Annotated in this window: 19 protein-coding genes, 1 tRNA gene and 1 pseudogene; 9 read left to right on the plus strand and 12 right to left on the minus strand. The window is 71.0% G+C overall.

Going from position 1 to position 19,730, the window contains the following annotated elements:
* Positions 1-50 precede the first annotated feature (50 nt).
* From ADL25_RS06965 to ADL25_RS06975, 3 genes are all read right to left on the minus strand, one after another.
* Complete coding sequence (locus ADL25_RS06965) at positions 51-248, minus strand: hypothetical protein (RefSeq protein WP_059126755.1); 198 nt, start codon at positions 246-248, stop codon at positions 51-53.
* 21 nt (positions 249-269) lie between these two features.
* Positions 270-674, minus strand: coding sequence for an SHOCT domain-containing protein (locus ADL25_RS06970; RefSeq protein WP_059126756.1), 405 nt, complete (start codon positions 672-674; stop codon positions 270-272).
* A 209-nt stretch (positions 675-883) separates the two neighbouring features.
* The gene (locus ADL25_RS06975; RefSeq protein ID WP_059126757.1) at positions 884-1,303 is read right to left on the minus strand and encodes a DUF7144 family membrane protein; all 420 of its coding nucleotides are present in this window, start codon (positions 1,301-1,303) and stop codon (positions 884-886) included.
* A gap of 263 nt (positions 1,304-1,566) precedes the next feature.
* Here ADL25_RS06975 and ADL25_RS06980 point away from each other — a divergent pair.
* Together ADL25_RS06980 and ADL25_RS45765 are read left to right on the plus strand one after the other, a co-directional pair.
* Positions 1,567-1,640 (plus strand) — tRNA-Pro (locus tag ADL25_RS06980).
* A gap of 192 nt (positions 1,641-1,832) precedes the next feature.
* Positions 1,833-2,691 (plus strand): annotated as a pseudogene (locus ADL25_RS45765) (IS481 family transposase); the annotation flags it as partial.
* Between the two features lie 56 nt (positions 2,692-2,747).
* On the opposite strand, the gene ADL25_RS06990 reads toward ADL25_RS45765, so the two are convergent.
* A complete protein-coding gene (locus tag ADL25_RS06990; protein ID WP_059126868.1) occupies positions 2,748-3,752 on the minus strand; it encodes a helix-turn-helix transcriptional regulator in 1,005 nt (334 codons plus the stop codon).
* 177 nt (positions 3,753-3,929) lie between these two features.
* On the opposite strand from ADL25_RS06990, the gene ADL25_RS06995 reads away from it, so the two are divergent.
* Positions 3,930-4,628 (plus strand): TetR/AcrR family transcriptional regulator, encoded by a 699-nt coding sequence (locus ADL25_RS06995; protein ID WP_059126759.1) that lies wholly within the window; start codon positions 3,930-3,932, stop codon positions 4,626-4,628.
* A 63-nt stretch (positions 4,629-4,691) separates the two neighbouring features.
* Here ADL25_RS06995 and ADL25_RS07000 read toward each other — a convergent pair whose 3' ends face one another.
* A complete protein-coding gene (locus tag ADL25_RS07000) occupies positions 4,692-5,303 on the minus strand; it encodes a TetR/AcrR family transcriptional regulator (protein WP_059126760.1) in 612 nt (203 codons plus the stop codon).
* Between the two features lie 289 nt (positions 5,304-5,592).
* On the opposite strand from ADL25_RS07000, the gene ADL25_RS07005 reads away from it, so the two are divergent.
* Positions 5,593-6,000, plus strand: coding sequence for an ester cyclase (locus ADL25_RS07005; RefSeq protein ID WP_234380682.1), 408 nt, complete (start codon positions 5,593-5,595; stop codon positions 5,998-6,000).
* A gap of 183 nt (positions 6,001-6,183) precedes the next feature.
* Here ADL25_RS07005 and ADL25_RS07010 read toward each other — a convergent pair whose 3' ends face one another.
* The 6 genes from ADL25_RS07010 to ADL25_RS07035 all read right to left on the minus strand — a co-directional run bounded on the left by ADL25_RS07010 (position 6,184) and on the right by ADL25_RS07035 (position 11,944).
* Positions 6,184-6,876: a GntR family transcriptional regulator gene (locus ADL25_RS07010; RefSeq protein WP_059126761.1), complete on the minus strand. Its 693-nt coding sequence runs from the start codon at positions 6,874-6,876 to the stop codon at positions 6,184-6,186.
* Between the two features lie 119 nt (positions 6,877-6,995).
* On the minus strand, positions 6,996-7,997 hold the full coding sequence (locus tag ADL25_RS07015) for a proline racemase family protein (protein WP_059126762.1): 1,002 nt from the start codon (positions 7,995-7,997) through the stop codon (positions 6,996-6,998).
* Between the two features lie 145 nt (positions 7,998-8,142).
* The gene (locus ADL25_RS07020) at positions 8,143-9,039 is read right to left on the minus strand and encodes a dihydrodipicolinate synthase family protein (RefSeq protein ID WP_059126763.1); all 897 of its coding nucleotides are present in this window, start codon (positions 9,037-9,039) and stop codon (positions 8,143-8,145) included.
* A gap of 64 nt (positions 9,040-9,103) precedes the next feature.
* On the minus strand, positions 9,104-10,507 hold the full coding sequence (locus ADL25_RS07025) for an NAD(P)/FAD-dependent oxidoreductase (protein ID WP_059126764.1): 1,404 nt from the start codon (positions 10,505-10,507) through the stop codon (positions 9,104-9,106).
* On the minus strand, positions 10,497-10,796 hold the full coding sequence (locus tag ADL25_RS07030) for a (2Fe-2S)-binding protein (RefSeq protein WP_059126765.1): 300 nt from the start codon (positions 10,794-10,796) through the stop codon (positions 10,497-10,499). Before ADL25_RS07030 ends, ADL25_RS07025 begins: the two co-directional genes overlap by 11 nt.
* Positions 10,793-11,944 carry an NAD(P)/FAD-dependent oxidoreductase gene (locus tag ADL25_RS07035; protein ID WP_059126766.1) on the minus strand — a complete coding sequence of 384 codons (1,152 nt, stop codon included), beginning with the start codon at positions 11,942-11,944 and terminating at the stop codon, positions 10,793-10,795. The genes ADL25_RS07030 and ADL25_RS07035 overlap by 4 nt, the downstream gene beginning before the upstream one ends.
* A gap of 173 nt (positions 11,945-12,117) precedes the next feature.
* On the opposite strand from ADL25_RS07035, the gene ADL25_RS07040 reads away from it, so the two are divergent.
* The 5 genes from ADL25_RS07040 to ADL25_RS45770 all read left to right on the plus strand — a co-directional run bounded on the left by ADL25_RS07040 (position 12,118) and on the right by ADL25_RS45770 (position 19,190).
* A complete protein-coding gene (locus ADL25_RS07040) occupies positions 12,118-13,296 on the plus strand; it encodes an ROK family transcriptional regulator (protein ID WP_059126767.1) in 1,179 nt (392 codons plus the stop codon).
* Positions 13,297-13,395: 99 nt separating this feature from the next.
* Positions 13,396-15,255: an alpha-galactosidase D gene (locus ADL25_RS07045; protein WP_059126768.1), complete on the plus strand. Its 1,860-nt coding sequence runs from the start codon at positions 13,396-13,398 to the stop codon at positions 15,253-15,255.
* Positions 15,256-15,277: 22 nt separating this feature from the next.
* Positions 15,278-17,647 carry a glycosyl hydrolase family 95 catalytic domain-containing protein gene (locus ADL25_RS07050; protein ID WP_059126769.1) on the plus strand — a complete coding sequence of 790 codons (2,370 nt, stop codon included), beginning with the start codon at positions 15,278-15,280 and terminating at the stop codon, positions 17,645-17,647.
* Positions 17,644-18,846 (plus strand): SGNH/GDSL hydrolase family protein, encoded by a 1,203-nt coding sequence (locus ADL25_RS07055; RefSeq protein ID WP_059126770.1) that lies wholly within the window; start codon positions 17,644-17,646, stop codon positions 18,844-18,846. The genes ADL25_RS07050 and ADL25_RS07055 overlap by 4 nt, the downstream gene beginning before the upstream one ends.
* Positions 18,847-18,956: 110 nt before the next feature.
* On the plus strand, positions 18,957-19,190 hold the full coding sequence (locus ADL25_RS45770) for a hypothetical protein (RefSeq protein ID WP_079050219.1): 234 nt from the start codon (positions 18,957-18,959) through the stop codon (positions 19,188-19,190).
* On the opposite strand, the gene ADL25_RS07060 is transcribed toward ADL25_RS45770, so the two are convergent.
* Positions 19,153-19,689 carry an NUDIX hydrolase family protein gene (locus ADL25_RS07060; protein WP_059126771.1) on the minus strand — a complete coding sequence of 179 codons (537 nt, stop codon included), beginning with the start codon at positions 19,687-19,689 and terminating at the stop codon, positions 19,153-19,155. The two genes, ADL25_RS45770 and ADL25_RS07060, sit on opposite strands and share 38 nt — an antisense overlap.
* Between the last annotated feature and the right edge of the window lie 41 nt (positions 19,690-19,730).

Here is a 19,730-nt window from a genome sequence, read left to right on the forward strand (position 1 = left end):
CCCGGCCCGCGGTGCGGCAGACGCACGGAACCACCCGGGACGGGCCCGTGTCACTCGGGAAGGCGCCGCATCTCCACGACGTGCAGTCCGAGCGACTGACAGCGGGCGAGCAGGCCGTAGAGGTGCTCCTCGTCGACGACGCGGCCGAAGAGCATGGTCTGGTCCGGACCGACGACGCTCTCCAGCTCCGGGAACGCCTTGGTCAGCACGTCCGACATCTGGCCGTCGACGCGGAACTCGTATCGCATGACAACGCTTTCCGCGGCCGCTCAGCGGACGAGCACCTTGGCCTTGGCCGCCTCGTACTCGGCGTCGGTGAGGTGACCGTGGTCGCGCAGGCCGGCCAGTTCGGCCAACTCGTCGGCACTGCTCGTACCGGTCTCGGGGGCGGACGCGGCCGCCTCGCGCACGTAGGCGCGGAAGGCCTGTTCCCGGGCCTTCGCACGCCGCACGGCACGCTCGCCCATGGACCTCCCTCTCGCGATCAGGTACACGAGGACACCGGCGAACGGCAGCACGCACACGAACAGCATCCAGCCGGCCTTGCCCCATCCGCTCAGGCCGTCGTCGTCGAAGACGTCCCTGACGACCCGGAACAGCAACATGAACCACATGACCCACAGGAAGAACCACAACATGGTGAGGAACGCGCTGAGCAGGGGGTAATCGCTCACGATGACCTCCGGTGCCGGCCCGCCCCTCGGCGCGCGCGGCGGGCTGTGACTCCTGACGCAGTCCACGGTGGGCGCTGGTGCGGGTCCCCGGGATCACCCGGAGCGGGTGGCGTCGCAGGGAGACCGGGAACCGTACGCGGGCGCAGGCGACCACCGCGTGACCCGCGGGCTCACGCGGTGAGCGGCCGTACGGGCCGACCCGGCGGCGCCTACCGCTCGGGGACGTCCTTCGGCGCCACGCACAGGGCCCAGATGATGAACCCGTACAGAGCGATCAGCGTGAGCGACCAGACGGGGTAGTACGGAATCGACAGGAAGTTGGTGATGATCAGCAACGACGCGATCGCCACCCCGAGGACCCTCGCCCAGGTGGCCATCATGAAAAGGCCGATGCTCACGATCATGGCGAGCGCCCCCAGGACCAGGTGGACCCAGCCCCAGCCCATCAGGTCGAACCGGAAGACGTATTGGGGGGTGGAGACGAAGACCGCGTCCTGGGCGATCGCCATGATGCCCCGGAAGACATCGAGGACGCCGGAGACGAGAAGCATCACGGCGGCGAAGAGCGTCAGACCTGTCGCGGCCGCCAGGGTGCCGGCCGAGCGCTGGTGCGACGGGGTGGTGGCCATGTGGGGACCTCCGTTCGTTGCCCGGCTGCTGCTCACAGCCTCATCTGTGAGCGTGCGCCCGGCGCGCGTCCTGTTCCTCACCCGGAATGGGTGAGGACTCAAGCACTCGCACATGTGATCGACCACGGTTCCCGCCGGGGGCGACGGTGCCGCTGCCGTTGCGCTGGCGGGGCGAACCCGGCCCGGCGCCGGTGTGAAACGCCCTCAGGGGCGTGCGGTAGGGTTTACCTGCGTGATCACGCGGAATGCCGCGGAGGACGCACCGGGACGTGGCGCAGCTTGGTAGCGCACTTGACTGGGGGTCAAGGGGTCGCAGGTTCAAATCCTGTCGTCCCGACTGGAGACAGTCGCAGGTCGGGGCCGGTTTCGGAGGTATACGAAACCGGCCCCTGATCATTCTTGGGGACCAGCTTCCTTGACCGGCGCTAGGCGTATTGATCACGAGCGTTGTTAACGCCGCCGGGCTTGATCACGGCGAAGGCCTCCGTATGTGGTGGAGGTGTCGAATCTTCACCGCGCGGAGGCCTTCGTGCCCCTCCGTAATGCCCGGCTGACCGGTCATGGCAGGCGACTGTTGGTTGAGCGTGTCCGCTCTGGCCGTCCCGTCGCCCACGTCGCCGCAGAGATGGGCATCTCCCGCCCCACAGCCCAAGAGCGGACTCATCGACCGTTCCAGCCGTCCTCGCAGGACACCGCACCGGACGGCAGCCGCCACCGAGGCGCATGTCTGCAGGCTGCGGCAGGACCGAAAGCTGGGCCCGGCACGTATCGGACCGATCCTGGGCCTGCCCGCCTCCACCGTGCACCGCATCCTCACCCGGCACGGCCTGAACCTTCTGGCCTTCCTGGACCGGCCCACTGGTCAGCCCATCCGCCGCTACGAGCGCGACCGGCCCGGCGAACTGGTCCACGTGGACATCAAGAAACTCGGCCGGATCCCCGACGGCGGCGGCCACAAAGTCCTGGGCCGACAGGCCGGCCGGGCCGGGCGAAGCAGTGTGGGCTTCGACTACGTCCACTCCGCCGTCGACGACCACAGCCGCCTCGCCTACAGCGAGATCCACCCGGACGAGAAGGCCGCCACGTGCGCCGCATTCCTCCGCCGGGCCGCGGCCTTCTTCCACACCTGCGGCATCGAGCGCGTCGAGCGGGTCCTGACCGACAACGCCTGGCCGTACCGCAAGAGCTTCGCCTGGCACCAGGCACTTGCCGACCTTGGCGCGGCCGGCAAGCTCACCCGCGTCTACCGGCCGAAGATCCACGGCAAGGTCGAACGCTTCAACCGCTCCCTGCTCGACGAGTGGGCCTATGTCCGCCCCTACACCAGCAACCAGGAGCTGACAGACTTCCTCCACACCTACAACCACCACCGCTGCCACACCGCAGTACATTTCGTCGCAGTTCAGAGGCCGTCTTCGGACGGCCTCCGCTGTGTCCGGCCCGCTCACAGCCAATCGCGACGTGCCGCGTGCCAGGCGAGTTGCATACGGGTGGCAGCGCCGGCGAGTTCCATCATGTGCTGGATACGGCGCTGCACGGTACGCCGGCTGAGGGCCATCTGGGTCGCGATCGCCTTGTCGGTCACTCCGGCCACCAGCAGGGCGAGCAGCCGCCGGTCGGTGGCGGAGAGCGGGTCCGGTCCGTTCGTGCCGTCGGCACCCGACAGGGCTCCGGTGTCGTCGGCGCCCAGTGGTACCGCGTCCTCCCAGTAGCGTTCGAAGAGGGCGATCAGGGCGGCCAGCAGATTGCTGTCGCGCACCAGCGCGGTGGTGGGTTCGTCCGGGCTGCCGTTGGGGCCTCCGGGTACGAGCGGGAAGATCGCGATCGAGCGGTCGGCTATCGCGAGGCGCAGCGGCAGATGCGGCACGGCGCGGGCGATCTCCCCGGCGCGTACGCCCGCCACCACGTTGTCCACGGCGCCCTCGTCGTCGAAGAAGGCCTTCTCGTACAGCACGCGGTACTGCACTCCGCGCTCCAGGGCCTCGAACTCCGCCGTGTTGCTGCCCGAGGGCATGGCCACGTACTGGGCCTTGCAGAACCAGAGCATCTCGTCGTGCGCACTCGCCTGGATCTGCCGCAGATGCTGGCGCAGCGCCTCCGCGCCGGTGATGACCTCGATCAACTGGCCGGCGTCCTGCCTGCGCACGGTGTCCCGGTAGACCTCGAGCAGGCTGGTGGCCTCCGCCCGGGCCAGGTCCAGCGCGTCGGCGCTGCGCTTGAGCAGGGGCAGCAGCGCCACGTCGGGGGGAGTCGCCCGGAAGTACCGGGGGATGCCGTCCGTGTGGTTCGCCATGCCCTTGGAAGTGAGCATGTACAGGATGCGGGCGCACTCGGCCTCGTTCAGCCCGGTCCTGCGCGCGACGTCGACGGCGGTCGCCCGGCCCGTGTTCACCAGCACCCGGTACACGGACTCCTCGACATCCGAGACCCCAGCCGCCTCCAGCGTCACGGCGCCCTCCCCGAGACCTCCGGTCTTCAACGGTTGGACACCGTACTGCATGGAGCGCGTAAAGCGGAGGCCGATCATGCCGGATCGGTGTCCCGTACAGTTACGCAGGGCTCTCTTCGTATCATCGATACGATATTGGTGCAGTCGCTGATTACATGAGCTGTTATCGTCGACCACATGGACACGAAACAGGCGATAATCGAGGCCGCGGCCGAGCTGCTGGCGCGGTCACCGAGCGGTGACGTGTCCACCCGCGGGGTGTGCGACGCGGCCGGGGTGCAGCAGCCGGTGCTCTATCGCCTGTTCGGCGACAAGGAAGGGCTGCTCGCGGCCACGGTCGACCACGTCTGGGACCAGTACCTGGGTGCCAAGCGCGTGGCCGAGAAGTCCGCCGACCCGTTGGAGGACCTGCGCGCGGGGTGGGACAGCCACACCGCGTTCGCACTGGCCCACCCCAACGCCTACAAACTGATGTTCGCCCCGACCCTCCGCTCCGCGCCCGAGGCGGCCCGGGAGGCGATGCGCATCCTGCGGGAGGTCCTCGAACGGCTCGCCGCGCAGGGCCGTCTCCGGGTCCCGGCCGATGACGCGGCCCGCATGGTCATGTCGGCCAACACCGGGGTCGCCCTGTCCCTGATCACCCGGCCCGCCCTGTATCCGGACGCCGGCCCGTCGACGCTCGTCCGTGACGCGATCCACCACGCCATTCTGGTCGAAGGGGGTGCGGACACCTCGGCCCGGGACGCCAGGGCGGCCGCCGCCTCCACCCTGCTCGCCTCGCTGGACGGGCTCACCCCCGCCCCCTTCACCCCCGCCGAGTCGGGCCTTCTCGAGGAGTGGCTCGAACGAATCCCTGCCGCCGGTCGGTCCGACTGAGGGCCGCGGTCGGATGTGGAAGCCGGCTCTACGGCATCCGCTGAGGTCGAAGACGGCGCCGTTTCAGCGCAGTGTGGCGACCGCGGTGCGCAGCAGGAGCGTCTCGGCGCGGTCCCACGAGGAGCCGTTCTCGACCACGAGCGTCCGCCAGCCCGACGGGCCGAACCAGAACCACAGCAGGTCCGCGGTCTCCCCTACGGAGTACGGGGGTGCCGGGGTGAGCGTGTGCAGATGGCGGGCGGCGGCGCGGAGCGCGTCCCGGTAGGCCGTGGTGTAGCGCTCCCACAGTGCCTCGCCGTGCTCGTGCACGGGCAGCGCCTTGCGGATGGCCTCGTGCACCAGGAACTGGCTCTCGTTGCCGAACCGCGTGCCGCGGGCCAGCGCCTCGAGGACCGACTCCGGTGTCCGCAGGTCGAGCAGCGCGGCCAGGGCCTGCTCGTAGTCGGACTCCCGCACTCCCTGCTCCACGATCCGGTCCAGGATGTCGCCCTTGCTCCCGACACTCGCGAAGACCGTCTTGGAGGCGACCCCGGCAGCGGAGGCGATGTCCGCGACGGTCACCCGGGCGTAGCCGCGGTCGGCGAACAGTTCCGTGGCCCGCTGCAGGATCAGCGAACGCGTGCGTGCGGCGGCCTGCTCGCGCAACGGCGAGACATACGGGCGAGGAGTGGGCATGAGACCATCCTAGTGAACATCATCACATGGTTGTCCTATTCATTAGGCTGGCTATAACCTCAATTTGCGCAGGCCGCTGGGCCCGGCGTGTTCAGGGCTGCCGTGGCCGTCGCATCGTCGTGCGGTACGGAGTCGCACGACTGCTGAGAGGCATGAACGTCATGGGTATGGACGCCACGGACCTGGCCGAGGGGCTCTTCCGGGTCCTCGCCACGGGGGATCCGGCTTTGGCCGTCGACGTGGTGCACGAGGACTTCCACAACCGGGAGGCGGCCGTGGCACCCGCGGCGTGCGCCCTGCCGGGACCGGCGGGGACCCCGCCTTCAGCGACCTGCGCTTCCCCGTCCTCGCCGCCGCCCGCAACGACGAACAGATCTGGGTGCGGCTGCGTATGCAGGGCCGCCACACCGGCGCGTTCGTCCGCTACCGGGACGGCGCACTCGACCAGGCGATCCCGCCGACCGGCCGTGAGATCGACTTCGAGCAGATCCATGTGCTCGAGCTGCGCGACGGCAAGGTGATCGGACACGAAGCGGTCCGGGACGACATCACGATGCTCGGTCAGCTCGGGGTCTTTCCCCCGGCCCCGCCCACCGCTCTGCGCATGGTCGCCTGGCGGGTCACCGGACGGGCCTCCCGCGCGGCGGCCCAGGTCACGGCCGAGGCGGCCAGGGCGGCCGCCTCGCTGGGCGCCTGACGCGCGGTTGGCCCCGACGGTGGGCGGCGCGCGACACGGCTCGCGGGCGGGCCCCGTGCGCTGCGCCGCGCCCCCAGGCCCGTGCCGTGCCGGGACGGGGCGGCGCCGTACGCCTCCGGTGATCCCCGCGTGCGCGCCGTGGCGCCACGTCCCCGGACGGGGACCGCGCCCCCCGCCGAAGGCTCAGTCCTTGGCCGCCCACATGCCTCGCACATGGCCGAGGTGGCGGGTCATCACCTTCCGTACAGCCTCCTCGTCCCGCTCCAGCAGAGCGTCCAGAAGCTCCAGGTGCTCCTGGGCGGAGGCGAGAAGCCGCCCGGCCTCGACCAGCGCGGTCAGCCCGTACAGACGGGACCGCTTGCGCAGGTCGCCGACGACCTCGACCAGATGCGCGTTCCCGGCGAGAGCGAGCAGTCCGAGGTGGAAGCGGGTGTCGGCCTCGACGTAGGCGATCAGATCGCCGGCCGCCGCCGCGGCGACGATCTCCCGTGCCGCCGGTCGCAGGGCCTCGAGAGAGACCCGGTCCGCGGTCCCGGCCAGATGAACGGTGGTGGGAATCTCGATGAGTGAGCGCAGATGGCCGTATTCGTCGAGCTGCTTCTCCGACACGTCCGTGACCCGGAAGCCCTTGTTCGGGACGGCGGCGACGAGACCCTCCTTGGCCAGGTCGAGCATGGCCTCCCGCACCGGCGTGGCCGATACGCCGAAGCGCGCGGCGAGCGCCGGTGCGGAGTACACCTCACCGGGACGCAGCTCGCCCGCGATCAACGCCGCCCGCAGGGCGTCGGCGACCTTCTCGCGGTAGCTGCTCTTCTTGCCGCCCAGCGTGGGCAGCGAGGGAGCGGCGGGGGGCGAGCTGGGGCGCGGGGCGGCCATGGGGTCTCCTCGAACGGGCATGTGCGGTGTGGCGGGCCTGACATCACACAGTCCCCACCATGTGAGGGTGCAATGTCACGCACCACCAGTATCCCGTGTACGGGCGCGGCGGTGTGCCGCTACAGGACGAAGCCCGCGGGGAACGGGTCCTCCGGGTCCAGAAGGTACTGAGCGGTTCCGGTCACCCAGGCCCGCCCGGTGAAGCTGGGCAGTACCGCGGGGACGCCGGCGACCTGCGTCGTGTCGAGCAGCCGGCCGGTGAAGCGCGTACCGATGAAGGACTCGTTCACGAATTCGGTGTGCAGGGGGAGTTCGCCGCGGGCGTGCAGCTGGGCCATGCGGGCGCTGGTGCCGGTGCCGCACGGGGAGCGGTCGAACCAGCCGGGATGGATGGCCATCGCGTGCCGGGACAGCCGCGGGGTGGACCCGGGCGCGTACAGGTGGACGTGGTGACAGCCGCGGATGGTCGGGTCCTCGGGGTGAACCGGCGCCTCCTCGGCGTTGATGGCGTCCATCAGCGACAGCCCCGCGGCGAGGATGTCGTCCTTGCGCGCACGGTCGAAGGGCAGCCCGAACTCCTCCAGCGGCAGGATCGCGTAGAAGTTGCCGCCGTACGCCAGGTCGTACGTCACCGTCCGCCCGTCCGGCAGGGTGGCCTTGCGGTCGAGGCCGACCGAGAAGGACGGCACGTTCTTGAGGGTGACCGCCTTCGCGGCCCCGCCCTCGACGGCGACCTCGGCGACGACGAGTCCCGCCGGGGTGTCCAGGCGAATCGTGGTGACCGGTTCGACGACCTCCACCATGCCCGTCTCCACGAGCACGGTCGCCACCCCGATCGTGCCGTGCCCGCACATCGGCAGATAGCCCGAGACCTCGATGTAGACGACCCCCCAGTCGCAGTCGGGACGGGTGGGCGGCTGAAGGATCGCGCCGCTCATCGCCGCGTGCCCGCGGGGTTCGTTCATGAGCAACTGCTTGACGTCGTCGCGGTGTTCACGGAACCACAGGCGACGCTCGTTCATGGTGCTGCCGGGGATCGTGCCGATCCCGCCGGTGATCACGCGGGTCGGCATGCCCTCGGTGTGGGAGTCGACGGCGTGCAGGACGAGTTTGCTGCGCATGGCCCTCCAATCATGACGCCCGGTCCGCCTCCGCGGGGCCCGGCCTGAGTCGGGAGACCCACCGTGGTCGGCGTCGCGCGGGCACGGGACCCCGTGCCCGCGCGACGCGTGCGCGAACCGGCGGGTTCACGCACGGTGGTCTGTTTCACGCGAGGCCGGCGGCCACGGCCTTCTCCGTCGCGGCGCGGACCGCGGCCTCCTGCTCCGGCAGCAGCGGGACGCGCGGCGGCCGCACGGGACCGCCGTGCCGGCCGACGATGTCCATCGACAGCTTGATCGCCTGCACGAACTCCACCTGCGAGTCCCAGCGCAGCAGCTGATGAAGCTGACGGTACAGCGGCAGCGCGGTGTCGAGGTCGCCGGCGACCGCGGCACGGTACAACTGCACCGACGCCCGGGGCAGGGCGTTGGGGTAACCGGCCACCCAGCCCTTGGCGCCCGCGACCGCGAGTTCCAGCAGGACGTCGTCGGCACCGATCAGCAGGTCCAGTTCCGGGGCGAGCTCGGCGAGCCGGTAGGCGCGCCGCGGGTCTCCGGAGAACTCCTTGACCGCCTGGACGAAGCCCTCGCGGTGCAGCTTGGCGAGCAGTTCGGGGACGAGGTCGACCTTGGTGTCGATGGGATTGTTGTACGCCACGACCGGCAGGCCCGCCTTCGCAACCTCCTCGAAGTGGGCCAGAACGGACCGCTCGTCGGCGCGGTAGGCGTTCGGCGGCAGCAGCATCACCGAGGCGCAGCCGGCATCACGTGCCTGTTCGGCCCAGCGGCGGGCCTCGGCGGCCCCGTACGCGGAGACCCCGGGCATCACCCGCTCGCCGCCGAGCGCGGACACGGCGGTCTCCACGACCTTGGCGCGCTCCTCGGGAGTGAGCACCTGGTACTCGCCGAGCGAGCCGTTCGGCACGACGCCGTCGCAGCCGTTCTCCACCAGCCAGGTGCAGTGGTCGGCGAACCGGGCGTGGTCGACGGCCAGCTCGTCGGTGAGCGGGAGTGCGGTGGCGACGAGAACGCCGCGCCAGGGGCGGTGCTGCGGGACGGTCATGGGCGATCCCCCATCTCGATGATGTGTGACATGGTACTGACGTAGGCATGGGTCGGCCGGTGGCTCAGCATGCGTCCGGCCCTTCTTGGAGCGGCTCGCGGGCCAGCACGTCCAGCGGTACCGGACGTGCGAACGGGCTGCGCGCCGCCGTCGGCGCACACCCGGCGACCCCGGCGACCCCAGGAGTGCAGATCCGGCCCTGGCACCAGCCCATTCCCGCGCGGGTGAGCAGCTTGACGGTGCGCAGGTCCCCGGCGCCCAACCGACCGACTGCCTCCCGTACCGTCCCGGCGCGCACTTCCTCGCAGCGGCACACCACGGTGGCGTCGTCGACCTGGTCGGCCCAGTGGGCGGGTGGTGCGTAGACGCCGTCGAGCGTGGTGGAGAACCTTCGCAGGGCGGCGCGGCTGCGGGCAACACGTTCCCACTGCCGGGGATCGGGTGCGGTGCCGGAGAGCCGGGCGGCGATCGAACGACCGGCGATGTGGCCCTCGGCGAGGGCGAGTGCCGCACCACCGATTCCGGTGGCCTCGCCCGCGGCCCACACCCCGGGGACATCGGTGCGCTGTTCGTCGTCGACGGCCACGCCCGCCACCCCGTCGATCCGGCAGCCGAGCGTGTCCGCGAGTTCGGTGTGCGGCAGCATGCCGTGCCCGACGGCCAGTGTGTCGCAGGGGATCCGGCGGGCGGTACCGGGCCGCGGACGTCCAGCGGGGTCCAGAGCGGCCACGGTCACCGCCTCGAGCCGGTCGTCCCCGTGGGCCTCCAGCACCGTGTGCCGGGGGAGGATCCGTACCCTGTGCCGCAGCAGCCTGGCGGTGTACAGCGCCCCCTCGACGGCCTTCCCGGGCTGGGCGGCGAGGGCTCCCGCATGCCGGGCGAAGTCCTCGGGGCCGGCGGACTCCACGAGCGCGGCGACGGCGACCCCCGCCGCCGCGAGCCCGGTCGCCACCGGCAGCAGCAGAGGTCCCGTCCCGGCCACGACCACCCTGCCACCCGGCACCACGAGCGTGCCTTTGAGCATGGCCTGCGCCCCGCCGGCGGTGAGGACACCGGGCAGGGTCCAGCCGGGGAAGGGAAGCACACGCTCGTAGCCGCCGGTGGCCAGGAGCACGGCGTCGGCGCGGACGGCGACCGGCGTCTCCTGCTCGGGCCCGGACAGCGCATGCACGGTCAGGCCGGTGCTCGTCCGTTCCACGTTCCAGACATGGTGGTCCGTCAGGTGCGTGACGCGGCCGGCCGCGATGTGCCGGTCGAGTCCTTCACGCAGCCTGGTCCAGGTGCGCCACTGATGATGCAGGGCCTGTGCGCGCCGGGCGCCGAGTCCGGTCGCGGGCTGCCGGTAGAACTGCCCGCCCGCCGAGGGCGCGGCGTCGACGAGGGTGACACGAACGCCCCGGGCCGCCGCCGCGATCGACGCGGCGAGCCCGGCCGGACCGGCACCGATCACAGCCAGGTCAGTCGGCATGCCCCGTTCCCTCCTGTGTGCGGATCACATCGCCGGGCCGTACCGCTACGAGGCAGGCACGCTGGTTCGGCCGGTCGTTGACGGTCACGAGGCAGTCGAAGCAGACGCCGATGCCGCAGAAGATCCCGCGCGGCCGGCCGTCCCGCCGGGTGGTGCGCCAGGAGGTGATGCCCGCGGCCCACAGTGCCGCGGCGACCGTCCAGCCGGGCAGTGCCTGAAGCTCGCGGTCGTCGAAGGTGACCGTGAAGGCGGGCTCGGGCCTGGCGCCGGCCAGCTCCAGGGGGTTCACACGGCCTCCTGTTCGAATCGTTCCGGCCGGAAGGGGGTGAGATCGAGCTCCGGGCGGCCCCCGCCGAGTATCTGCGCGATCAGGTGGCCCGTTCCGGTGGAGAGCCCGATCCCGGCCCCTTCGTGGCCGCAGGCGTGGTAGAGCCCCGGTGCCCGCGGGTCGGGGCCGACGGCGGGCAGGTGGTCCGGCATGTAGGGCCGGAAACCCAGGTAGGTGCGCATCGCCCGCACCTGTTCGAGGAACGGGAACAGCCGGGTCGCGCCCGCTGCCAGCGCCCGTGCCACCGGCAGCGAGAACGAGCGGTCGAACCCGACCCGTTCACGGCTGGCGCCGATGAGGACCGGGCCGGCGGCCGTGCCCTCCACGACCGGGGAGGTCTGGAGGGCCGCCGAGTCGCTGGCCACATCGGCGACATAGTCGGCGGCGTAGACCTTGTGCCGCACCCGCGGTGGCAGCGGCTCGGTGACGAGGACGAATCCACGGCGGGGGAGCACGGGCAGCGTGACCCCGGCGAGCGCGGCGACTTCGCCGCTCCAGGTCCCGGCCGCGTTCACGACGGCGGGCGCATGTACGTCGCCGCGGTCGGTGCGCACACCGCGCACGGCCCCCTGACGTGTGCGCAGTACGCCGGTCACCGTCCGCCCGGTCAGCAGCCGGGCCCGCGAGGCCCGCACCAGATGAGCGGCGGCGAGGGCCGGCATCACCTGGCGGTCCTGCGGGTACAGCACACCGCCCGTGAGTCCGGGAGCCAGGTGCGGTTCGAGGTCGCGCAGTCGGTTCGCGGGGACGTCCACCGCCTCGACTCCGGCGGCCCGCTGTTCGGCCGCAAGTCCTTCGAGGGCCGCGAGTCCTTCGGGCGCCGATGCGACGACGACTCCGCCCTTGGGTTCGTACTCGACGGCCGGGCCCAGCTCGTCGGCCAGTTCGTCCCACAACCTCAAGGAGAGCAGGGCCAGTTCGAGTTCCGGACCGGGCTCCTTGTCGGAGACGAGCAGATTCCCCTCACCCGCGCCCGTCGTGCCTCCGGCCACGGGGCCGCGGTCGACGAGCGCCACGTCCAGACCGGCGCGGGCGGCGTAGAGGGCGCATGCCGCGCCCACCATCCCGGCTCCCACGACCACGACGTCGCAGGTCAGTTGCTCGCTCACATCAGTACTATGTCACATGGTTCTTGGGGTGAGGCAAGACCTTCCTTGCATCGTTCGACAACTCGCCCGGCCGGGTCGGCATTTGAAGGGCGTCGACCGCCGACGGCAAAACCTCGGAAGCCTCCTGCTTCTTTTATTGACAGCGGAAAAGAACCCACTTAGGTTCCGGGGCCATGCCCTCGAGTCCTCCCACGGAGGCGTTCCCGGCGCACACGCCGGCCGCCTCCCAGGTCTTCGTCACCGTGCTCTGTCACGGCCCTCTCACCCGCTCGGACATCGGCGGGCGGGCGGGCCTGTCGGCTGCCGCGGTGACCAAGGCGGTGCGGCCCCTGATCGAGGCCGGCTACCTGGTCGAGGACGTGGGGGAGGAGACCCGCCCGTCCCTGGGCCGGCCCGCCAACCCCGTGCGGGTGGACGGCGGACGTGCGCTGTTCATCGGGGTCAAGATCACCGGCGACGAGATCATCGCCGTGCTGACCGACCTGTGCTGCCGGATCCGTGTGGCCCGGCACCTTCCGCTGACCGCCCGCGATCCCGGGGCGGTGCTGACCCTGGCGTCCGAGCTGGTGCGCGAACTGCTCGCGGAGGCCGACGGGTTCGGCGCCCCGGTGCACGGTCTGGGCGTCGCCGTCTCCGGCGACGTGGACCGCGCTGCCGGTGTCGTGCGCTACTCACCCTTCCTGGAGTGGCACGACGTCCCGCTCGCCGAACTCCTCGGGATGACGACGGGCCTGAAGGTCACCGTCGACAACGACGTGCGCGCGCTGACCGTCGCCGAGCAGTGGTTCGGCGCGGGCGTGGGGCTTTCGGACTTCGCGCTGGTGACCGTCGGCGCCGGTATCGGCTGCGGTCTCGTGGTGCACGGCCGGGTCGTGTCCGGTGCCCACGGCGTGGCCGGGGAGATCGGCCATGTCGTCATCGATCCCGCGGGCCCGCCCTGCCACTGCGGCAACCGCGGCTGCGTCGAGGCCATCGCCGCGGACCCCGCGATCGTCGCCGCGGTGCGCGAGAGGACAGGCGTGGCCGTGACCGATGCCGCCGCAGCCCTGGAGCTGGCCCACCGGGGGGACCAGGGTGCCCGCGACGTCTACACCCGGGCCGGGGACGCCATCGGGCGGGCCATCGGCACCGTCGCCAATCTGTTCGGACCCGAACGCGTGATCATCTCCGGCGAGGGCCTCGCGGCCTACGACCTGTTCGCCGAGCAGATCCGCGACGCCTTCGCCGCGGCGGCCTTCGGCACGGCCGCGCAGTGCGACCTCAAGACCCGCCCGCTGCCCTTCGACGAGTGGGCGCGCGGTGCCGCGGCCACCGCCATCCAGTCCTTCATCCGATCCGAAGCCCGCCACTGACACCCACGGGTGCCCCCAGAACCCGGTCGCGGCCCCACCCCGAGGGCCGTGATCCCCACCCATGCAGAGCCGCCCCCGAATCCACAGGAGGTAGGACCCATGCGGTCATCCTCGTCCTTTGTCCTGCCCGTCCGCACCCTCAGAGCCGCGGCCGTGCTGGCCGTCGCCGTGGGGTTCGCGACGGTCGCCCCGATCGCCCACGCGGGCCCGACGGCCGGCACCCCGGCCGGGCAGGTCCACCGGGCCGTTGCCGCGGCGGACGCCGCCGGCGGCCAGGAGCAGGCCGCCAAGCCGTACATGGGCTGGTCGAGCTGGAGCATGCAGTCGTCGAAGTACCCGGGCCTCAACCCGGACGGCGACTACAGCTACCTCACCGAGGCCAACGTCCTGAAGCAGACCGACGCCCTCGCCGCCAAGCTCAAGCAGTTCGGCTACGAGTACGTCAACATCGACGCCGGATGGTGGCGCGACAACGCGTGGAAGCCCGAATTCGATGCGTACGCCCGGCAGACGCCCGACCCGGTCCGCTTCCCGAACGGGATGAAGTCGGTCGCCGACCACATCCACGCACGGGGCCTGAAGGCCGGTATCTATCTGCCCGTCGGCCTGGAGAAGGAGGCCTACGGCGACGGCAAGACCCCCATCAAGGACGCTCCGGGGTGCACCACGGCCGACATCGTCTACGGCGACCTGCGTACCACCAACGGCTGGGACAGCGCGTACAAGCTGGACTTCTCCCGTCCCTGCGCGGAGAAGTACATCGACTCGCAGGCCCGGATGCTCGCCGACTGGGGCTATGACTTCCTCAAGCTCGACGGTGTCGGGCCCGGCTCCGGCAAGAGCGGCGACCAGTACGACAACGTGGCCGACGTGGCCGCCTGGCAGAAGGCGATCGCGGCGACCGGACGCCCGATCCACTTCGAGCTGTCCTGGTCCCTGGACCGGGGCCACGCGGCGGACTGGAAGAAGTACTCCAACGGCTGGCGCATCGACACCGACGTCGAGTGCTACTGCAACACCCTGGTCAGCTGGGAGAACTCGGTCGACGACCGCTTCGACGACGCTCCCGCCTGGAGCCGCCTGGCAGGTCCCGGCGGCTGGAACGACCTCGACTCCCTCGATGTCGGCAACGGCGCCATGGACGGTCTCACCAAGGCCGAGCGGCAGACCTACGCGACGCTCTGGGCGATCTCCAAGTCCCCGCTCTACACCGGTGACGACCTCACCCGGCTCGACTCCTACGGCCTCTCCCTGCTGACCAACCGCGAGGTCATCGCGGTCGACCAGAACGCCACGCCGGCCGCTCGTCCCGTCACTCCGGCCGACGCCCAGCAGGTGTGGGCGGCTGAGAACGCCGACGGCAGCTACACCGTCGCCCTGTTCAACCTGGCCGACGCGCCCGCCGCCGTCACCGCCGACTGGGCAGCCCTCGGCTTCACCGGCAAGGCCTCGGTCCGCGACCTGTGGAACCATGAGAATCTCGGGACATACAAGAACAAGGTGACCGAGGCGCTTCCCGCCCACGGTTCCCGGCTGTTCACGGTCACCCCGCGTGGCGGTGCGCTCACCGCGACCGCATACGAGGCCGAGGCACCGGCGAACACGCTGGGCGGCAACGCCTCCATAGCCGACTGCTCCGCCTGCTCGGGCGCCCACAAGGTCGGCAACCTCTACCTCGGCGGCACGTTGCGCTTCAACGACATCGTGGTCCCCAAGGCGGGCATGTACACGGTGAAGATCGCCTACGTCAGCGGTGACGCCCGCTCGGCCGCGGTCTCCGTCAACGGCGGCGGTGCGACCAGCCACAAGTTCCCCTCCACCGGTGACTGGGGAACCGCCGAGACGGTCAGCGTGCCCCTCACTCTCAAGGCGGGTGCCAACACGATCACCATCGACAGCGGCGAGTCCGGCTACGCCCCGGACATCGACCGGATCGACGTACCGAAGACGTCTTCCTGACCGAGCCCCCACGGAGCCCGACATGTCATTTGATCCGTTCGACCGGCCGTCCAGACGCAGCCTGCTCGCTCTCGCCGCCGCCACCGGGGCGCTCGCGTCCCTTCCCGCCTTCACCGCCACCGCGGCGCCCCGCCGCCCCGACTCCGCGCCCACGATCGACGGAGGTTCGCGCCAGGAGCTCTGGTGGCAGGCCCCCGCCGACGACCACTCGATGATCGAGCAGGGTCTGCCCGTCGGCAACGGCAGGATCGGAGCTCTCGCGAGCAACGACCCCGGCCGTGAACTCCTGCTGATCACCGACGCCACCATGTGGACCGGCGGCCTCAACGACTCCCTCGACGGAGACGGTCAGTTCCCCTACGACCGTGAGCACTTCGGTTCGCTGACCCTTCTCGCCCGGCTCGCGGTCGACATCCCCGACCACGACCTGTCCGCCGTCTCCCGCTACCGGCGCGCACTGGACCTCGCCCGGGGCGTGGTGACCTCGTCGTACGTCCGCTCGGGCGTGACATACGAGCGACAGGTCTTCGCCAGCCGCCCGGACGACGCCATCGTGGTGCACTTCACCCAGAGCGGAGGCGGGCGCTACACCGGCACCGTCACCCTGGAGGGCACCCACGGGGAAACCACCGCAGGCGCCTCCTCGTTCGGGGGAGCCTTCCCCGGCGGTCTGCGCTACGGAGCGGCGGTCGCGGCGTACGGCAGCGGCGGCCGGGTGAGCGTCAGCGGCTCGCGCATATCGTTCACCGACTGCAAGGACCTCACCGTGGTGGTGAGCGGCGGCACCAACTACGCCCCCGACGCCTCCCACCACTACCGCGACCCCTCCCTCGACCCCGAGCAACTGGCCCGCACCAAGGTGCGGGCCGCGGCATCCCACTCGGCGGACACGCTGCTGCGCAGCCATGTCGCCGACTACCGCTCGCTGTTCGGGAAGCTGGACGTATCGCTCGGCACCTCGTCCGAGACGCAGCGCTCGCTGGACACCTGGGAGCGGGTCAGGGCCCGCGCCTTGGACAGCGCTCCGGACCCCGAACTCGAGGCCGCCTACCTTCAGTTCGGTCGCTACCTGATGATCTCCGGGTCGCGCGGGAGCCTGCCGATGGGGCTCCAGGGGCTGTGGCTGGACGGCAACGACCCCGACTGGATGGGCGACTACCACACCGACATCAACATCCAGATGAACTACTGGATGGCGGATCGGGCCGGACTGTCGCAGTGCTTCGACGCACTCACCGACTACTGTGTCGCCCAGCTGCCCTCGTGGACCGAGCTGACCCGCACCCTGTTCAACGACTCCCGCAACCGCTACCGCAACTCCTCCGGGAAGATCGCCGGCTGGACCGTCGCCATCTCGACCAACCCCCACGGGGGAGGCGGCTGGTGGTGGCATCCGGCGGGCAACGCGTGGCTCTGCAACACCCTGTGGGAGCACTACGAGTACACGCTCTCCCGCTCCCACCTCGAGAAGATCTATCCGCTCCTCAAGGGCGCCTGCGCGTTCTGGGAGGCCCGGCTCCTGCCGTACACGCTTGCGGACAGCGGGCGCGAGGTGCTCATCGCCGACAGCGACTGGTCGCCCGAACAGGGCCCGCTCGACGCGAAGGGCATCACCTACGCGCAGGAGCTGGTGTGGGCGCTGTTCGCCAACTTCCGCACGGCGTCGGCGGAGCTGGGCAAGGACACCGGGTACGCGAAGACGATCGCCGGGCTCCAGGAGCGGCTGTATCTTCCCCAGGTGAGCCCGAAGACGGGCTGGCTGGAGGAGTGGATGTCACCCGACAACCTCGGTGAGACCACACATAGGCATCTGTCGCCGCTGATCGGGCTCTTCCCCGGGGACCGGATCCGGCCCGACGGCTCGACTCCGTCCGACATCGTCGACGGCGCCACCGCGCTGCTCACCGCCCGCGGCATGAACAGCTTCGGCTGGGCGAACGCCTGGCGCAGCCTGTGCTGGTCACGCCTGAAGAACGCGGAGAAGGCGTACCAACTGGTCGCGACGAACCTCCACCCGTCCACGGACGGCAGCAACGGCACGGCCTTCAACCTCTTCGACATCTACGAGGTGGAACAGGGCCGCGGCATCTTCCAGATCGACGCCAACTTCGGCACTCCGGCGGCGATGATCGAGATGCTGCTCTACTCGCGTCCGGGGCATCTGGAACTGCTCCCCGCGCTCCCCGACGCCTGGGCCGAGTCCGGCTCGATCACCGGAGTCGGTGTGCGCGGCGGGTTCGTCGTCGACCTGAGCTGGCGGGACGGAAAGCCCACCGAGGCCCGTGTCCGCAGTGTCGGCGGACGGACCACGACGGTGGAGTTCGCGGGTTCGTCCCGCACGGTGAGCCTGAAGCCCGGAGGGTCGGTCACGCTGAGGGACTTCGCCCGGTGAGGCCCCGGTACGCACACGCGCGCCGTCTGTGCGCGGTGGTGCTGATCACCGCGTGTCTGCAGGCGGCGCCCGCGGCGGCGCAGGCGTCCGGTGGCCGGCACGACGTGATCACCTGGGGAGCGAGCGCCGATCGCCTCGGTGACGCCGTCGCCGACCGGAGCTACCGGCTGGTCGTGCACACCAGCGCGGCCGGGGACGATCTGCGCATCCGGTTGTCCAATGCCTTCGGCGACCGGCCGGTGACGTTCGACAGCGTCTACGCCGGTCTGCGCCGCCAGGGCGCCGAGCTGGCGCCCGGCAGCAACCGGCGACTGACGTTCGGCGGTGCGCGGTCCGTGACCGCGCCCGCCGGCGCCACCGTGTACAGCGACCCGCTCCCCGGCAGGCTGGCCGCCGGAACCGACCTGGTCATCAGCCTGCACGTGGCGGAAGCGGCGGGTCCGGCGACCGGGCACGGGATGGCGATGCAGACGTCGTACATCGCCCAGGGCGACCACACCGCCGAGGAGAACGCGGCCGGCTGGACGGGCACGACGGGGTCCTGGTTCTACCTCGACTCCGTCACCGTGCGGACCGGCGCGGCCACGGGAGCGGTGGTCGCGCTCGGTGACTCCATCACGGACGGCTGGGCGTCCTCGTCCGACGCCAACCGGCGCTGGCCCGACTACCTCGCCCGCCGGCTCCAGAAGGCGGACACCGCGGTCAAGGGCGTGGCGGACGAGGGGATCTCGGGCAACAAGGTCCTCGCGGACGGGGCGGGACAGAGCGCTCTGAACCGGCTGGACCGGGACGTCCTCTCCCACCCCGGTGTGCGCACGGTCTTCCTCTTCGAGGGGGTCAACGACATCAAGGCCCACACCGGTGTCACGGCCGAGGACATGATCGACGGCTACCGGCAGATCATCGACCGTGCCCACGCGGCCGGGAAGTGCGTCGTCGGAGCCACCGTCGCGCCCTTCAAGGGCTGGTCGGAGTGGGACCCGGCGGCGGAGGCCGTACGACAGGAGGTCAACACGTTCATCAGGGACAGCGGCGAGTTCGACGGGGTCACCGACTTCGACCGGATCCTGCGCAGCCCCTACGACCCCGAACGGGTCATGCCGTTCTTCGACGGCGGCGACCATCTGCACCCCAATGACAAGGGCATGCAGGCGATGGCCGACGCGGTCGACCTCACGAGTCTCGACTGCCGCTCCTGACGCCGGAGCGGCGGGATCGGCCGGACGCCGTGCAGCGCAGGCACTTGGGCCGCCCGGGTGCCTGCGCTCGAGGCCCGGCGGACAGCCGCGACCGTGAAGGAGCTCGGCTCATGACGGCGTTCCCCGTCGGACCGCCCACCGAGCGCTCGCTGCGGACCACCCCCGAGGGGCTGCTCCGGGAAGCGGGCGAGCGGTGGGTGCGCGGCCGCAAGGGCGACATCACGGAGCGGCCGGAGAGCGTGTTCAGCGCGTTGTCGTCGTCGGCCCGGCGCCGCGGAGATCGAGGCACCGGGCCGGACACGACGTTCAGGACAGGCAGCCGACGTGCGCGAGGGCCTGCTTGAGCAGGACCCCCTGGCCGCCCGGCATGTCGTTCTGGACCACGGCCGAAGCCGCCTCCTGCGGGCTGAACCACACGAGGTCGAGCGCGTCCTGGCGCGGGCGGCAGTCGCCGGTCACCGGGACGATGTAGGCGAGGGCCACCGCGTGCTGACGGGGGTCGTGGAACGGGGTGATCCCCTGGGTCGGGAAGTACTCGGCGACGGTGAAGGGCTGCAACGAGGGCGGGACGCGGGGCAGCGCCACCGGCCCGAGGTCCTTCTCCAGGTGGCGCAGGAGTGCGTCACGGACCCGCTCGTGGTGCAGGACCCGTCCGGCGACGAGCGTGCGGCTGACGGTCCCGTCGGGCCCGATCCGCAGCAGGAGTCCGATGCTGGTGACTTCACCGCTGTCGTCGACGCGCACGGGCACGGCTTCCACGTACAGGATCGGCATGCGGGCACGTGCCGACTCGAGGTCGTCGGCACTCAGCCAGCCGGGCGTGGTTTCGGTCGTGTCAGGCATTGCCCGATCGTACGGTCCACAACTCGCCTTGTCCGCGTGTC

This window comes from Streptomyces sp. NRRL F-5122, from assembly GCF_001507435.1.
In the GTDB taxonomy this organism is placed as follows: domain Bacteria; phylum Actinomycetota; class Actinomycetes; order Streptomycetales; family Streptomycetaceae; genus Streptomyces; species Streptomyces lannensis.

Excerpts from the sequence above, each read along its gene's own strand:
- ADL25_RS06995 (WP_059126759.1), top strand. The coding sequence starts at position 3,930 with ATGGACACGAAACAGGCGATAATCGAGGCCGCGGCCGAGCTGCTGGCG.
- ADL25_RS07060 (WP_059126771.1), bottom strand. The coding sequence starts at position 19,689 with ATGCCTGACACGACCGAAACCACGCCCGGCTGGCTGAGTGCCGACGAC.
- ADL25_RS07040 (WP_059126767.1), top strand. The coding sequence starts at position 12,118 with ATGCCCTCGAGTCCTCCCACGGAGGCGTTCCCGGCGCACACGCCGGCC.
- ADL25_RS07025 (WP_059126764.1), bottom strand. The coding sequence starts at position 10,507 with ATGCCGACTGACCTGGCTGTGATCGGTGCCGGTCCGGCCGGGCTCGCC.
- ADL25_RS07045 (WP_059126768.1), top strand. The coding sequence starts at position 13,396 with ATGCGGTCATCCTCGTCCTTTGTCCTGCCCGTCCGCACCCTCAGAGCC.
- ADL25_RS06965 (WP_059126755.1), bottom strand. The coding sequence starts at position 248 with ATGCGATACGAGTTCCGCGTCGACGGCCAGATGTCGGACGTGCTGACC.
- ADL25_RS07000 (WP_059126760.1), bottom strand. The coding sequence starts at position 5,303 with ATGCCCACTCCTCGCCCGTATGTCTCGCCGTTGCGCGAGCAGGCCGCC.
- ADL25_RS07020 (WP_059126763.1), bottom strand. The coding sequence starts at position 9,039 with ATGACCGTCCCGCAGCACCGCCCCTGGCGCGGCGTTCTCGTCGCCACC.
- ADL25_RS45770 (WP_079050219.1), top strand. The coding sequence starts at position 18,957 with ATGACGGCGTTCCCCGTCGGACCGCCCACCGAGCGCTCGCTGCGGACC.
- ADL25_RS07050 (WP_059126769.1), top strand. The coding sequence starts at position 15,278 with ATGTCATTTGATCCGTTCGACCGGCCGTCCAGACGCAGCCTGCTCGCT.
- ADL25_RS07010 (WP_059126761.1), bottom strand. The coding sequence starts at position 6,876 with ATGGCCGCCCCGCGCCCCAGCTCGCCCCCCGCCGCTCCCTCGCTGCCC.
- ADL25_RS07015 (WP_059126762.1), bottom strand. The coding sequence starts at position 7,997 with ATGCGCAGCAAACTCGTCCTGCACGCCGTCGACTCCCACACCGAGGGC.
- ADL25_RS06975 (WP_059126757.1), bottom strand. The coding sequence starts at position 1,303 with ATGGCCACCACCCCGTCGCACCAGCGCTCGGCCGGCACCCTGGCGGCC.